Source organism: Enterobacter sp. P82 (assembly GCF_037053385.1).
GTDB lineage: Bacteria > Pseudomonadota > Gammaproteobacteria > Enterobacterales > Enterobacteriaceae > Enterobacter.
Map to the genome: position 1 here is coordinate 2,362,075 of NZ_JBALHX010000001.1, position 15,207 is coordinate 2,377,281.

Here is a 15,207-nt window from a genome sequence, read left to right on the forward strand (position 1 = left end):
TCGAGGCGAGGGCATCAGGCCGCACAACTCTGAAGGAAAAACATGCACATAACCCATCGCACGTTCATTCTCGCCGGCCACACCATCCACCGCGTCACCTTCGACCCAACCACCTTCGCCGACGCCGATCTCCTCTGGCTCCCCCACCACACAGAACTTTCAAACGCCGGGCGCAAACGCAAAGCCGAGCATCTGGCCGGACGCATCGCCGCCGCACACGCGTTAAATGATCGCACCATTCCTGGCATCGGCCCCAGCGGCGAACCACTTTGGCCGGAAGGGGTTTCAGGGAGCATCACCCACAGCGGCACGCAGGCGATGGCGGTTGTCACGCGCGAACAACGTGCCCTTATCGGCATTGATTGCGAAACCATCCTGTCCGAAAACGAAGCCAGAGAGATTAAAGACGGCATCATTGATGTACAGGAAGAGTCTGTGCTTTTGAGTGCGGGATCCCCGTTCGCCCTCGCCCTGACGCTGACCTTTAGCGCCAAAGAGAGCCTGTTCAAAGCGCTCTTCCCGCAGGTGCAGAGTTATATGGGGTTTGACAGCGCGCGTGTAACGGTGCTCGACGCGAAGACGCTCACGCTGGCGCTGACCCGGTCGATTGCGGGGTATGGCGAAGGCACCGCCTTCATCCTTCACTGGCAGCGGCAGGGTGATCAGGTCATCACCCTGCTGTCACGTTCTCCCGCCGACGGGCCTTCACGCTGGTAACCCCAAACGTCACGATAAACACCACAGCGAACAGCACCACAATGGTCGGCGCAGGTGCGCTGTCGAGATAAAACGACGCATACACGCCGCTTACGGACACCAGTGCTGAAACGGCGACCGCCACCAGCAGCGCCATGTGGAAGCGACGGGTGATCAGTACCGCAACCGCGCCGGGCGCAATCAGCAGAGAAATCGACAGAATAATCCCCACCGCCTTCAGCGTCGCCACGATGGTCAACGAGACCATGCACAATAACCCGTAGTGCAGCCAGCGAGTGCGCAGACCGCTCGCCTGTGCCTGCTGGTAATCAAAGCAGTACAGCAAAAAGTCGCGCCACTTCAGGCCAATCACCAGCGCGATCAGCCCCGCCACGATCCCGCTTTGCAGGATATCCATGTTGTTGATGCCCAGCATATCGCCGAACAGAATGTGGTCGAGATGCACCTCGGGTTTGACGGCGATATAGAGGATCAATCCGGCGCCGAACATGCCGGAAAAGACGATCCCCATAACCGTATCCTGCTTGATGCGGCTGTTGTCCTTCAGGTATCCGGTGGCGACCGCGCAGAACAGCCCGGCAACGAACGCGCCCAGCGCCAGCGGCAGGCCCATCATCCATGCCAGCACGACGCCGGGAAACACTGCGTGGCTCATAGCATCGCCCATCAGTGCCCAGCCTTTCAGCACCAGAAAAACAGACAGCAGTGCGCAGGGCACGGCCACCAGAAGTGAAATCAACAGAGCGTTATTCATAAACGCAAACTGGAACGGTTCGAGGAGCAGTACCATCATGGGTGTGCCTCCTGCGCGTGACGCGCGCGACGGCGGTTGGTGAGCAGCCCGTGCTTCGGCGCAAAGACGAACGCCAGCAGGAACAGCAGCGTCTGGGCAACCACGATAATGCCGCCGGTCGCACCGTCCAGGTAATAGCTGGCCCATGCGCCAAGGAAGCTGGTGATGCTGCCAATGGCGACGGCAATTATCAGCAGACGCGGGAAACGATCGGTGAGCAGCCACGCGGTCGCGCCGGGCGTGACCACCAGACAGATCACCAGAAACGCGCCAACGGTTTGCAGCGCCGCCACGGTGGAGACCGCCAGCAGGGTGAAGAAGAGGATTTTCAGACGTTCAGGGCGCAGACCGATGGCGCGGGCGTGGTTCTCATCAAAAAAGGTCACCATCAGATCTTTCCATTTGAACAGCAGGATAACCATCGACACTACGCCAATAATCGCCAGCTGGACGATGTCCTCCGGGGCGATAGCCAGAATATTGCCGAGCACGATGGTCTGAATATTCACCGAGGTTGGGTTGAGCGAGACCATAAATAGCCCGAGCCCGAAAAAGGAGGAGAAGATCAGCCCAATGATGGCGTCCTCTTTCAGGCGGCTGCGCTGGTTGAGAAACAGCATGCTGCCCGCCGCCAGCCCGCCCGACAGGAACGCCCCCAGCGAGAACGGCAGCCCGAGCATATACGCCCCCGCCACGCCAGGCACGATGGAGTGCGACAGCGCATCGCCGATCAGCGACCAGCCTTTGAGCATCAGATAGCAGGAGAGAAACGCGCACAGCCCCCCCACCATCGCCGAGACCCACATCGCGTTGAGCATGTACTCATAGCCGAAGGGTTCGAAAAGCGCGTTCATTTTGCCTCCTGACGGTGCGTGACGAAGGGCCGCTCGTCATCGGTAATAATGCGCTCTTCCGTGCCGCTGAGCACCACGTGGCGCAGCACGCCGCTGAAGGCACGCTCAAGGTTCTCGGCAGTAAAGGTGGTTTCCGTCGGGCCGCTCGCCAGCACGGTGCCTTTCACCATCACCGTGTAATCGCAAAACTCCGTGACCGACCCCAGGTTATGGGTCGACACCAGCATCGTTTTGCCTTCGTCGCGCAACTCGCGCAGCAGGCTGATAATTCTGGCTTCGGTTTTAACGTCCACACCGGTAAACGGCTCGTCGAGCAGGATCACCTCGCCCTGCTGCGCAATCGCCCGCGCCAGAAATACGCGTTTCTTTTGACCACCAGAGAGCTCGCCAATCTGTCGATGGCGCAGCTCAAGCATATCCACGCGCTTCAGCGCATCGGTCACGATCTGCCGATCGCGCGCTTTGGGTCGACGCAGAAACCCCATATGCCCGTAGCGGCCCATCATCACCACGTCTTCAACCAGCACCGGAAATGACCAGTCAACCTCTTCCGACTGCGGTACGTAGGCGACCAGGTTCTGACGCAGCGCCCGGTGGGGCGGCAACCCCTGTATGGTGATAGTCCCGCTTGCCGCCCGCACAAACCCCATCACCGCCTTAAACAGCGTGGACTTGCCGGAACCATTCACGCCTACCAGCGCGGCAATCGATCCGCCCGGCACGCTGAACGATGCATCGCGTAGCGCCGTGTGGCCGTTGCGGTAGGTCACGGTCACGTCTGTGACAACAATCCCCTCGTGCATGTTTACTCCTTCATGCCATCACGGATGCCCTGCACCAGCGTGTGGGTCGTGACGTTCAGCAGATCAATATAAGTTGGCACCGGGCCGTTTTCCGCGCTCAGCGAGTCGACGTACAGCACGCCGCCGTAGTGGGTTTCAGTTTCTCGCGCCACCTGACGTGCGGGCTTATCGGAGACTGTGCTTTCGCTAAACACCGCCGGAATGTGATGCTTTTTCACCAGATCGATAACCTTGCGTACCTGCTGTGGCGTGCCCTGCTGATCGGCGTTGATCGGCCACAGGTAAAGCTCCTTCATACCCAGATCCCGTGCCAGATAGGAGAAGGCCCCTTCGCTGGTCACCATCCAGCGCTTCTCTTGCGGGATCTCCGCAACCTGCTTACGCAACGGTTCGAGGATAGCGGTGATCTTCTGCTTGTAAGCTTCGGCGTTGCGCTGGTAGGTTTGCGCATTCGCCGGGTCGTACTTCACCAGCGCGTCGCGGATGTTATCAACGTAAATCAGCGCGTTGTCCGGCGACATCCACGCGTGCGGGTTGGGCTTTCCGTTATACGGCCCTTCGCCGATCCCTATCGGTGTAATGCCTTTGGTAACAATCACTTCCGGTACACCGTTCAGGTGCTGATAAAAGCGCTGAAACCAGAGCTCCAGATTCATGCCGTTCGCCAGAATCAACTGCGCCTTCTGCGCGCGCTTGATATCACCCGGGGTGGGCTGATACTCATGGATTTCAGCGCCCGGTTTGGTAATCGATGTCACTTCTGCGGCGTCTCCCGCCACGTTTTTCGCCATATCAGCAATAACGGTAAAGGTGGTAATGACCTGGAACTTTTCAGCTGCCAGCGCGCCGGTAGTGGCCGTGGTCATTAGCAGAGCGCCGAGCAACAAACGCTTTAATCCTTGCCATGGGTGCATCGCAGAAGTCTCCTGAGGTGATTAAATTCAAAACAAAATTAGCCTGCGCTATAAGATATAGCACAGGCTATGTTTAAATGAAAATAATTATCATTAAAGTTATGTCAATGAAAGGCGTGCCTGATGGCGCTTCGCTTATCAGGCCTACGGAAAAGCAGTTTTGTAGGCCGGGTAAGCGCAGCGCCACCCGGCAAGAAAGACGGCTGAATTGTTAATGACAGATGTTTGTCATCAATCAAACATCCGGGAACATCACGCTATTCCCCGGCGCTTCCCGGTGCAGATGGATAAAGTTCAGGTGCCGTTCATACTGGTCGAGAATATCCGTAATCACCTGCTCTTTGCTGTAGTCCATCAAATCATTCCCCTGGCTGCCTTCCAGCAGGAAGGTCTCCAGCCGGTAGTAGGTCGATTTGCCGCTGCGCGCCCGGTAGGTAAACCCGGGCACCGAATACTGCTGCGGCCAGATCTGATAGACAAAGTTCTGCTCGTCGCCCATATGCACCAGCAGATTCAGATGCCCCAGCGTCTCGCCCTCTTCCGGCGGCAGGTTTTTCAGCTCCACGTAAGCACCCCGTAATCGCAACTCCTGCGCCACCTCTTCCATGGCCGGGAAGCAGACCGTCTCCATCATCTGTTTGGTGTAGCGCGTGCCCGGGTAGTTCATCAGGCGCGAGAGACGCTTCTTCCAGCTCAGTCTGTCCTGGGCGCCCATCGGACGCGGCGCGGTATCGCGGCTGGCGCTTTCGCGGCGGTAATCTTCCACCTTGAGCGATTTGTACAGCCCGGCCATCACAAAGAAGATCACGAAGCTGAACGGCAGGCCCATGATCACCGTAGTGTTCTGCAGAGCGGAAATCCCGTTGGTCATCAGCATGCCCAGTGTCAGCAAACCAATGGCGACCGACCAGAAGATGCGCAGCCAGTTTGGTGCATCGCTGTTGATGTCTTTCAGCTTTGAAGTGAAGTTGCCCAGCACCAGCGCGCCGGAATCCGCTGAGGTGACGTAGAACAGCAAGCCGGTAATGGTCGCCACGGAGGCACTAAAGGTAAACGCCGGGTATTGCGACAGCAGGCTGTAGAAGCCGCGCTCAGGGTGCGCCATTGCTTCCTGTGCAAAAGTTGCATTGCCGTGGATAATCTCGTGCAGCGCACTGTTGCCGAAAATCGACAGCCACAACAGAGTAAAGGTGAACGGGATAATCAGCGTGCCCATCACAAACTGGCGGATGGTGCGGCCACGTGAAATACGTGCCAGGAACAGGCCAACAAACGGCGACCAGGCCACCCACCACGCCCAGAAGAACAGCGTCCAGTTGTTCATCCATTCGACCGGGCGATCAAAGGCGAAACTGTTCAGAGTCATCCCCATAAAACGGTTCACGTAGTCGCCGACGTTAAGCACTAACGCATTGAGCAGGAACGACGTATCCCCCATAAACAGCACAAACAGAATTAGGCCAAGCGCCAGCGCGACGTTCAATTCGGACAACACGCGAATGCCTTTATCTACGCCCGACGTCACCGAAATAGTGGCGATAATCACCGACAGCGCAATCAATGCCGCCTTGGCTGCCATCGAATCCGGAATATCAAACAGCACGCTCAGGCCGTAGTTGAGTTGCACCACACCGATCCCGAGCGTCGTCGCGATACCAAAGATGGTGCCAATCACCGCCGCGATATCCACGGTGTGACCAATCGGCCCGTTTATCTTTTTCCCGAAAATTGGGTACAGCGCAGAGCGGATGGTGAGGGGTAAATTATAACGATAGCTAAAGTATCCGAGCGCCATCCCCATCAGGGCATACATCGACCAGCCAGTTAAGCCATAGTGGAAGAGCGTCCAGACCATCGCCTGACGCGCAGCCTCCATCGTCTGCCCAGCCCCTTCCGGTGGCTGCATATATTGCGTAACCGGTTCCGCCACGGAGAAGAACATCAGGTCGATGCCAATGCCCGCGGCAAACAGCATCGCGGCCCAACTCAGCAGGCTGAACTCGGGTTTTGACTGCTCTGGCCCAAGCTTCACCGAACCGAAGCGCGAGCAGGCAATGCAGACAACAAAGACAATATAGAGCGTCGCCGCCAGTAAGTAGTACCAGCCGAAGGTCTTCGACACCCAGTCAAGAGTGCGCCCAATCCACTCGGCAGAAAAACCGCTAAAGAAGATCGTCATCAGGGAAAACAACAAAATCAGCCCGGCGGAAGTATAAAAAACGACCGGGTTGATTTTGTCTTTTTCTCTGTCTTGTGAAAGGTCTGTCATCCAGTATCCTCACTGTTTTTGTAACTATTAAAATCCAAATCCGCAACAATTAAGACACATTTTATATTGAACGTCCAATCAAAAACCGCTTTAATGTATAACCAACGCTGATGAATGGAGTGGCAAAAATGCCCAAAGTGGGGATGCAGCCGATCCGGCGCAGGCAACTGATTGACGCCACGCTGGAAGCAATAAATGAAGTGGGAATGCACGATGCAACCATCGCACAGATCGCCCGTCGGGCGGGCGTATCCACGGGGATCATCAGTCACTATTTCAAAGATAAAAATGGTCTGCTGGAAGCGACCATGCGCGACATCACCGGCCAGCTGCGCGACGCGGTTCTGAGCCGCCTGCATGCCCTGCCGGATGGCAGCGCAGAGCAGCGCCTGCAGGCCATTGTCGGCGGCAATTTTGATGAAACCCAGACCAGCAGCGCAGCAATGAAGGCCTGGCTTGCCTTCTGGGCGAGCAGCATGCATCAGCCGATGCTCTACCGCCTGCAGCAGGTGAGTAGCCGCCGTCTACTCTCAAACCTGGTGTACGAGTTCCGCCGCGAACTGCCGCGCGAGCAGGCCCAGGAGGCGGGCTATGGCCTGGCGGCACTGATCGACGGGCTGTGGCTGCGCGCCGCGCTGAGCGGCAAACCACTGGATAAGGCCCTGGCGCAATCGCTCACCAGCCACTTTATCAGCCAGCATTTACCGACCGAATAACCGAGGAGAATTTATGTCCCGAATGGCAGAACAGCAGCTTTATATCAATGGTGGTTATACATCCGCCACCAGCGGTCGCACCTTCGAGACCATTAACCCGGCCAACGGTGAAGTCCTGGCAAACGTTCAGGCGGCCGGGCGTGAAGATGTCGAGCGCGCCGTGGCAAGCGCAAAACGCGGGCAAAAAATCTGGGCGGCGATGACCGCGATGGCGCGCTCGCGCATTCTGCGTCGTGCTGTCGACATCCTCCGCGAACGTAATGACGAACTGGCGAAGCTGGAAACCCTCGACACCGGTAAAGCGTATTCCGAAACCTCAACCGTCGATATCGTCACCGGCGCGGACGTACTGGAGTACTACGCGGGGCTGATCCCGGCACTGGAAGGCAGCCAGATCCCCCTGCGCGACACTTCATTCGTCTACACCCGCCGCGAACCGCTTGGCGTGGTGGCAGGCATCGGCGCGTGGAACTACCCGATCCAGATCGCCCTGTGGAAATCTGCTCCGGCGCTGGCGGCAGGTAACGCGATGATCTTCAAGCCGAGCGAAGTGACGCCACTTACCGCGCTCAAGCTTGCCGAGATCTACACCGAAGCGGGCCTGCCGGACGGTGTGTTTAACGTCCTGCCGGGCGTGGGCGCGGAGACCGGCCAGTACCTGACCGAACATCCGGATATCGCGAAAGTCTCCTTTACCGGGGGCGTCGCCAGCGGCAAAAAAGTGATGGCCAACTCGGCGGCCTCGTCCCTGAAAGAGGTGACGATGGAGCTGGGCGGCAAATCCCCGCTGATTATTTTTGACGACGCGGATCTCGATCTCGCGGCAGACATCGCCATGATGGCCAACTTCTTTAGCTCCGGCCAGGTATGCACCAACGGCACCCGCGTGTTCGTACCCGCAAAGTTTAAAAGCGCGTTTGAGCAGAAAATTGTTGAGCGTGTGGGCCGCATCCGCGCGGGCGACCTGTTCGATGAACGCACCAACTTTGGCCCGATGGTCAGCTTCCCGCACCGCGACAGCGTGCTGCGTTACATCGCCAAAGGCAAAGAGGAAGGCGCGCGCGTGCTGTGCGGCGGCGACGTGCTGAAGGGTGAAAACTTCGATAACGGCGCGTGGGTTGCCCCGACAGTGTTCACCGACTGCGCCGACGAGATGTCCATCGTACGCGAAGAGATCTTCGGCCCGGTGATGTCCATCCTCACCTATGAAAGCGAAGAAGAAGCGATCCGCCGCGCCAACGATACCGACTACGGGCTGGCGGCAGGCATCGTCACGGCCGACCTTAACCGCGCGCACGGTGCCATTCATCAGCTCGAAGCGGGCATCTGCTGGATCAACACCTGGGGTGAATCCGCCGCAGAGATGCCGGTCGGCGGCTACAAACACTCCGGTATTGGCCGTGAGAATGGCGTGATGACGCTGCAGAGCTACACCCAGGTGAAGTCCATCCAGGTTGAGATGGGTAAATTCCAGTCCATATTTTAACCGGGAGGTTTATTTGCAATTTGATTACATCATTATTGGTGCCGGCTCTGCCGGCAACGTTCTGGCAACACGACTGACCGAAGATCCCAACACCACCGTGCTGCTGCTTGAAGCGGGCGGGCCGGATTACCGCTTTGATTTTCGCACCCAGATGCCCGCCGCGCTCGCGTTTCCGCTACAGGGCAAGCGCTACAACTGGGCGTATGAAACCGAGCCAGAGCCGTACATGAACAACCGCCGTATGGAGTGTGGACGCGGCAAAGGGCTGGGCGGCTCGTCGCTGATCAACGGCATGTGCTACATCCGCGGTAACGCGATGGACCTCGACCACTGGGCAAAAGAGCCGGGCCTGGAGCACTGGAGCTACCTCAACTGCCTGCCCTACTACCGCAAGGCCGAGACGCGCGACGTGGGGCCGAACGACTATCACGGCGGCGACGGTCCGGTGAGCGTCACCACTTCGAAACCGGGCGTGAACCCGCTGTTTGAGGCGATGGTGGAAGCGGGCGTGCAGGCGGGCTATCCGCGCACCGACGATCTCAACGGCTATCAGCAGGAAGGTTTCGGCCCGATGGACCGTACAGTCACGCCGCAGGGCCGACGTGCCAGCACCGCGCGCGGCTATCTGGATCAGGCGAAACCGCGCCCGAACCTGACCATCCGCACCCACGCCATGACAGATCGCATCCTCTTTGACGGCAAGCGCGCGGTGGGCGTCGAGTGGCTGGAGGGGGAAAGCACCATACCGTCGAAAGCCACCGCTAGCAGAGAAGTGCTGCTGTGCGCCGGAGCCATTGCTTCTCCGCAAATCCTCCAGCGTTCCGGCGTGGGCAACGCGGAGCTGCTGAAACAGTTCGATATCCCGCTGGTGCATGATTTACCCGGCGTGGGTGAAAACCTGCAGGATCACCTGGAGATGTACCTGCAGTATGAATGCAAAGAGCCCGTTTCCCTCTACCCTGCCCTGCAGTGGTGGAACCAGCCGAAGATTGGTGCCGAGTGGCTGTTTAACGGCACCGGCGTGGGCGCGAGCAACCACTTTGAAGCGGGTGGGTTTATTCGCAGCCGCGAAGAGTTCGGATGGCCGAACATTCAGTACCACTTCCTGCCGGTCGCGATTAACTACAATGGCTCGAACGCGGTGAAAGAGCACGGTTTTCAGTGCCACGTCGGCTCCATGCGCTCACCGAGTCGTGGGCACGTGCGCATCAAATCGCGCGATCCGCACCAGCATCCGGCGATCCTGTTCAACTATATGTCCCACGAGCAGGACTGGCAGGAGTTCCGCGACGCGATCCGCATCACCCGCGAGATCATGCACCAGCCTGCACTGGACAAATACCGTGGACGCGAAATCAGCCCAGGTATCGAATGCCAGACCGACGAGCAACTGGATGAGTTCGTGCGTAACCACGCCGAAACCGCGTTCCACCCATGTGGCACCTGCAAAATGGGCTATGACGAGATGGCGGTGGTCGACGGTGAAGGCCGCGTTCACGGTCTGGAAGGGTTACGCGTGGTGGATGCGTCAATTATGCCGCAGATCATCACCGGCAACCTGAACGCCACGACCATTATGATCGGTGAAAAGATGGCCGATGCCATCCGCGGACGCGAGCCGCTGGCGAAGAGCACGGCGGCGTATTATGTGGCGAACGGGGCACCGGTTCGTCAGGTAACACAGAAGGCATAATTGTCACGCCCTCTCCGTAAAGGAGAGGGTTTTCACTATTAAAGCGCGGGTAAACCGTTGCTGTAACCTATAAGAATTAACTATTACCCTGTAATACGCTTTATTATTTAAAACAGTGTTGACACTCTCTTCCGAACTCCATTAAGTTTTAATCGAAGATTATTCATCCCGACATATACAATATATTCAAACCCAGAATGAAAGGATTTTTCATTATTCTTTCATTCTTCCCTGCCTTTTATTTTCTGAGTCACACTACAGTGAGATAAGATCATGAATAATAGTGCAAACAAGGTTGTCGTTATCACCGGTGCCAGCAGCGGGATTGGTGAAGCCATTGCCCTCCATTTAGCGAATAACGCGTTTTCGCTGGTACTGGTGGCGCGCCGTCAGGAAAAAATTAATGCCCTCGTGGACAGGATAATCCAGCAAGGCGGTAAGGCCATCGCCGTCAAGGCCGATGTTACCCGTCAGGAAGAGGTCCAGCGCGCCATTGAGGCCGCCATCGCCGCATACCAGCGCGTGGACGTGCTGATCAACAACGCTGGCTTTATGGCTATCGCCCCCCTCAGCGAGCTGAAAACTGAAGAATGGGACAAGATGATTGATACCAATCTGAAAGGGGTACTGTACGGCATCGCGGCCGCATTACCGGTGTTTCAGCGTCAGGGAAGTGGTCACTTTATTAACGTTGCCTCGGTGGCGGGCATCAAGGTCCTTGCCCCCGGCGGCGTGGTGTACAGCGCGACAAAATTCGCCGTTCGCGCGCTGAGCGAGGGTCTGCGTCAGGAAGCAGGTAAAACGATACGCACCACGCTTATCTCTCCCGGTGCGGTCGAAAGCGAACTGCAATTCGGCAGCTCAGACGAAGAGAGTAAAAAATTTCTCCATGAGTTTTATAAGCAGGCTATTCCGGCTGACGCGATTGCCCGCTCCGTTTTATTTGCCATCGAACAGCCAGGCGATGTTGATATTAATGAAATTGTTGTTCGTCCGACGCAGGAAGAATTTTAGCATGAATTAAATAACGCTGAATGAGGTTTAATTATGATTAAATCATTAACGTCCTTATCAGATTTAAATATGCGGTCAGGCGCCGATATTCTTCTTGAGGTGCTGGAGAGTGAAGGCGTGGAATATATTTTTGGTAATCCGGGTACCACCGAACTTCCGCTCATTGATGCCCTGCTTCGCCATGAAAATATTCACTATATTCTGGCGCTTCAGGAGAGCACCGTGGTGGCGATTGCCGACGGCTATGCGAAAGCCTCCGGCAAAACGGGCTTTATCAATTTGCATACTGCCAGCGGCCTGGGGCACGGCATGGGGAATCTCATTAATTCGCGAATCATGAAAACCCCGCTGGTAGTTACCGTTGGACAGCAGGATACGCGACACTACGTCCGCGACCCGCTTCTGTATGATGATATTGTTTCCATTGGCTCCCCGGTCATGAAATGGGCACAGGAGGTCACCAGCGCCGACCAGCTCCCGGTGCTGGTGCGCCACGCGTTTCACGCGGCCAGCTATCCTCCAGCCGGCCCGGTTCTGCTCTCCCTCCCGATGAACGTGATGGAAGAGCTGAGCGACGCCGGAATACAGACGGCGTCCAGAGTGAACTACCACACTGTCGCAGGCTCGCTGGACGAACTGGCAGAGGCACTCAGCGAGATCGCTCCAGGCAGGATAATGATTGTGGCGGGCGATGAGGTGCACTCCAGTGGCTCGACGCAGGAGATTGTCCAGCTGGCGGAAGCGCTCAGCGCCCACGTCTACGGCTCCTCCTGGCCGCTGAATTTGCCTTTTCCCACCCAGCACGAGCTCTGGCGGGGCAATATGCCCACCACCGCCAGTGAAATCGCCAGCATCATCAACGCCTACGATGCCGTCTTTATCATCGGCGGCAGAAGCCTGATTACCATTTTATATAGCGAGGGCGAGGCCATTCCGGAAACCTGCGCGGTGTATCAGCTCTCGGCGGATATGAACGAGCTGGGCCGCACCTACGCCACTCGCCTTTCGGTGATGGGGGATATCAAACTGTCCCTGCACGAACTGTTGCCGAAGCTTGAGCAGCGCCGGGTGGCAAGCAAATTGACGCATCAGCGGCTGCTCAAAGCGGCACGCGCTGAACGTGAAAAAGAGTGGCAACTGCAGGAAGAACGTCTGGCAGCCGAGCGGCTGCGCCCGACCCTTTCGCCGATGGTCGCAGCATATGAGGTCATCCGGTCCATTCCGGCGGGTACCACCATCGTTGATGAGGCGATAGCGACCGCCAGACATGTCCGCCGGTTCATCTCTGACCAGCAGCATCAGCGGTACTACTTTATGCGCGGCGGCGGTCTGGGCTGGGGGATGCCCGCCTCAGTAGGGCATTCGCTGGGACGCGGGCGGGAACCGGTGGTATGCCTGATAGGTGATGGAGCCTCCCTGTACTCGCCGCAGGCGCTCTGGACGGCGGCACATGAAAATCTGCCGGTCACCTTTATCGTCATGAATAACAGGGAGTACAACATCCTGAAAAACTTTATGAAGAGCCAGGCTGACTACAGCTCAACGCAGCTGGGGCGTTTTATCGGGATGGACCTCGTGAATCCGCATATCGATTTTCAGTCGCTGGCCACTGCCATGGGCGTCCACTGCTGCCGGGTGACCGAGGCGGCAGATATCGCCGAAGCGGTAGCCCGCGGACTACAGTCCGGAAAAACCAATTTGATTGAAATTGCCATTTCCGCGGATTAGCCGCGTGTTTACGCTGTACCCTACATAAAAAACTTATAACCGAAACGCCTCAAGCCGCTTAATCTGCCGCCCTTCCCCGTCAAAATTCTCCGCCGCCAGCCAGGCGCGCAGTTCGGCGTCTCTCTGCGGCCATTCGCCGTCAATAATAGAAAGCATATCGCTGTCGCGGTTGCGCCCTTTGCGCACCAGCTTCTGGCGCAGGCGCCCTTCCCAGACAAACCCCAGCCGCTCCGCCGCCCTGCGTGAGGCAACGTTCATCGAATCGCACTTCCACTCCAGACGACGGTAGCCGTGCTCAAACGCATTTTTCAGCAGCAGCCACACCGCTTCAGTACCGATGCGGGAGCCTTTCATTTTGCGCGACCAGGTCACGTGACCGATTTCAACCGACCCCAGCAGCCGCTCGTTAGCCATATAGCTCACCAGCCCCACCGCACGTTCGGTGCGTAAATCAATGACGGCAAACGGTACTAGCTCGTCATCCAGCACCTTTCCCAGCACCCAGTGTGCGGTGGCTTCCACGCTTTCAGGCTGCGTGCTGGCAAGCCATGTCCAGTCGCTGTCGTCGCCCAGTGCGTAGGCGTCATAGAGATCGGCTGCATGGCGATCGACATCCAGCGGCTCCAGGCGGCAATACTGGCCAAACAGCGGCGTGCGGGTTAATACGCGCGCGCCTTTCCAGCCAGGAACGATATCGTTAACGGTTTGACCATGTTGATTGATTTCGGGCACGACGGTGACTCCCTGAAAGGTAAGGAGTTTGTTATAGCAGGTTAAAAAGCGGGCGAAAAGAGAGGATTAGCAGGCCGGGTAGAGCGGAACCGCCACCCGGCACAAAATCACTTCAGCAGCTTCACCGTGGCATCAATGTCGATCTCGTCTTCGGTGAAGATCAGCGTCGTGTTCTGGAAGGTGGTGATCGCCAGCTTCTTCACCGTGCGCATTTCGCCCGGCTTTTTCTCGGACTTCGGCTTAATGCTGTTCATCAGCAGCCCCACCGACAGCACCGCGTTCTCTTTGTCGATTTTAGTATCAACCGGTTCTTCTTCGTTAAACACCACGAAGGATTTGATCGAGGTAAGCTTCACGCGCTCGCCGGCAATATAGAGGTGTTTACTTTCCGGGATCACCTTCACCGCATAGGCGGAAAGGCCTTTGTTGTTGGTGGTTGGCTCGAAGGTCACCGCCGCATCTTTCTTAATCAGATCAGGGTTCGCGACCTTAATCACATGAAAATAGCGGTTGTCGCCGTTTTCATCTTTGATAAATCCAAAGCCTTTATCTTTAAACCACGTTGTGATTGTACCGTTCATCGCTGTTACCGCCTGTCAGATCGTAATGACTAAAGTTTTGCAGCGCGCAGTGTAATGCACAATGGCTGAGGAGACAAAAAAAAGCCCCTGCACGGGTGCAGGGGAAAACTCATGTCAGAGCTTATTAGTATTTAGTTAAACACCATCCCACCATCAATTAAGAGCGACTGGCCGGTCATATAGTCGGAATCTGGCCCGGCGAGGTATGAAACACAGGCGGCGACGTCTTCTGGTTCAGACAAACGGCCAAGCGTAATACGTTTGGCAAAGGTTTCAGTCCCGTAGCCGAGCGGTTTTCCTGCCGCCTCAGACACCTGACGGTCGATCTCCGCCCACATCGGCGTTTTAACGATCCCCGGGCAATAGGCATTAACGGTGATCCCCAGCGGCGCGAGATCCCGTGCCGCCGTCTGGGTTAAGCCACGAACCGCGAACTTGCTGGAACTGTACACCGCCAGTTCCGGGTTGCCGGTGTGGCCCGCCTGGGAACAGGCGTTGATGATCTTGCCGCCGTGCCCCTCTTTACGGAAAGCATCGATCGCGGCCTGGATGCCCCAAATCACCCCTTTCACGTTAATGTTGTAAACCTTGTCGACAATCTCCGGTGTAATCGACTCGATTGGCGTGGAAGGCGCGATCCCGGCGTTATTCACAATCACATTGAAACCGCCCAGAGCGGTACGCGCTTTCTCCACCGCCGCAAACACCTGGTCGCGGTTCGAAACATCCACCTTCACGGCGACAGCACGACCGCCGTTACGGGTAATTTCATCGGCGACCGCTTTCGCCGTATCCTCGTTGTAATCCGCAATGGCGACCGCGAAGCCATCTTTTACCAGGCGCAGCGCAATCGCTTTACCAATCCCCTGGCCTGAGCCTGTTACGAGAGCAACTTTTTGCATTTCTC

Annotated in this window: 14 protein-coding genes; 6 read left to right on the top strand and 8 right to left on the bottom strand. The window is 57.1% G+C overall.

All coding sequences use genetic code 11. From position 1 onward, the window contains the following. Positions 1-42 precede the first annotated feature (42 nt). Complete coding sequence (entD, locus tag WB237_RS11315; RefSeq protein WP_336213025.1) at positions 43-717, top strand: enterobactin synthase subunit EntD; 675 nt, start codon at positions 43-45, stop codon at positions 715-717. Here entD and WB237_RS11320 read toward each other — a convergent pair. The 5 genes from WB237_RS11320 to betT all read right to left on the bottom strand — a co-directional run bounded on the left by WB237_RS11320 (position 671) and on the right by betT (position 6,350). Beyond that, a complete protein-coding gene (locus tag WB237_RS11320) occupies positions 671-1,510 on the bottom strand; it encodes a metal ABC transporter permease (RefSeq protein ID WP_336213027.1) in 840 nt (279 codons plus the stop codon). The two genes, entD and WB237_RS11320, sit on opposite strands and share 47 nt — an antisense overlap. Then, on the bottom strand, positions 1,507-2,364 hold the full coding sequence (sitC, locus tag WB237_RS11325; protein WP_336213030.1) for an iron/manganese ABC transporter permease subunit SitC: 858 nt from the start codon (positions 2,362-2,364) through the stop codon (positions 1,507-1,509). The genes WB237_RS11320 and sitC overlap by 4 nt, the downstream gene beginning before the upstream one ends. Next, complete coding sequence (gene sitB, locus WB237_RS11330; RefSeq protein ID WP_336213032.1) at positions 2,361-3,167, bottom strand: iron/manganese ABC transporter ATP-binding protein SitB; 807 nt, start codon at positions 3,165-3,167, stop codon at positions 2,361-2,363. The genes sitC and sitB overlap by 4 nt, the downstream gene beginning before the upstream one ends. 2 nt (positions 3,168-3,169) lie before the next feature. Continuing rightward, positions 3,170-4,081 carry a metal ABC transporter substrate-binding protein gene (locus tag WB237_RS11335; protein ID WP_336213035.1) on the bottom strand — a complete coding sequence of 304 codons (912 nt, stop codon included), beginning with the start codon at positions 4,079-4,081 and terminating at the stop codon, positions 3,170-3,172. A 235-nt stretch (positions 4,082-4,316) separates the two neighbouring features. Continuing rightward, on the bottom strand, positions 4,317-6,350 hold the full coding sequence (gene betT, locus WB237_RS11340; protein WP_336213037.1) for a choline BCCT transporter BetT: 2,034 nt from the start codon (positions 6,348-6,350) through the stop codon (positions 4,317-4,319). A gap of 128 nt (positions 6,351-6,478) precedes the next feature. Between betT and betI the strand changes: the two genes are divergently transcribed. The 5 genes from betI to WB237_RS11365 all read left to right on the top strand — a co-directional run bounded on the left by betI (position 6,479) and on the right by WB237_RS11365 (position 12,987). After that, complete coding sequence (gene betI / locus WB237_RS11345; protein WP_336213567.1) at positions 6,479-7,066, top strand: transcriptional regulator BetI; 588 nt, start codon at positions 6,479-6,481, stop codon at positions 7,064-7,066. Between the two features lie 13 nt (positions 7,067-7,079). After that, positions 7,080-8,552: a betaine-aldehyde dehydrogenase gene (gene betB, locus WB237_RS11350; protein WP_336213039.1), complete on the top strand. Its 1,473-nt coding sequence runs from the start codon at positions 7,080-7,082 to the stop codon at positions 8,550-8,552. Between the two features lie 13 nt (positions 8,553-8,565). Beyond that, entirely contained in the window at positions 8,566-10,245 is a 1,680-nt protein-coding gene (gene betA / locus WB237_RS11355) for a choline dehydrogenase (RefSeq protein ID WP_336213041.1), read from the top strand. A gap of 273 nt (positions 10,246-10,518) precedes the next feature. Next, the gene (locus tag WB237_RS11360; protein ID WP_336213043.1) at positions 10,519-11,259 is read left to right on the top strand and encodes an SDR family oxidoreductase; all 741 of its coding nucleotides are present in this window, start codon (positions 10,519-10,521) and stop codon (positions 11,257-11,259) included. Positions 11,260-11,292: 33 nt separating this feature from the next. Then, entirely contained in the window at positions 11,293-12,987 is a 1,695-nt protein-coding gene (locus WB237_RS11365; RefSeq protein ID WP_336213045.1) for a thiamine pyrophosphate-binding protein, read from the top strand. A 33-nt stretch (positions 12,988-13,020) separates the two neighbouring features. On the opposite strand, the gene WB237_RS11370 is transcribed toward WB237_RS11365, so the two are convergent. The 3 genes from WB237_RS11370 to WB237_RS11380 all read right to left on the bottom strand — a co-directional run bounded on the left by WB237_RS11370 (position 13,021) and on the right by WB237_RS11380 (position 15,202). Continuing rightward, the gene (locus WB237_RS11370; protein WP_336213047.1) at positions 13,021-13,719 is read right to left on the bottom strand and encodes a GNAT family N-acetyltransferase; all 699 of its coding nucleotides are present in this window, start codon (positions 13,717-13,719) and stop codon (positions 13,021-13,023) included. Between the two features lie 107 nt (positions 13,720-13,826). Then, positions 13,827-14,300 (bottom strand): cold-shock protein, encoded by a 474-nt coding sequence (locus WB237_RS11375; protein ID WP_028019531.1) that lies wholly within the window; start codon positions 14,298-14,300, stop codon positions 13,827-13,829. 131 nt (positions 14,301-14,431) lie between these two features. Beyond that, positions 14,432-15,202, bottom strand: a complete 771-nt coding sequence (locus WB237_RS11380) for a (S)-acetoin forming diacetyl reductase (RefSeq protein WP_336213050.1) — start codon at positions 15,200-15,202, stop codon at positions 14,432-14,434. Between the last annotated feature and the right edge of the window lie 5 nt (positions 15,203-15,207).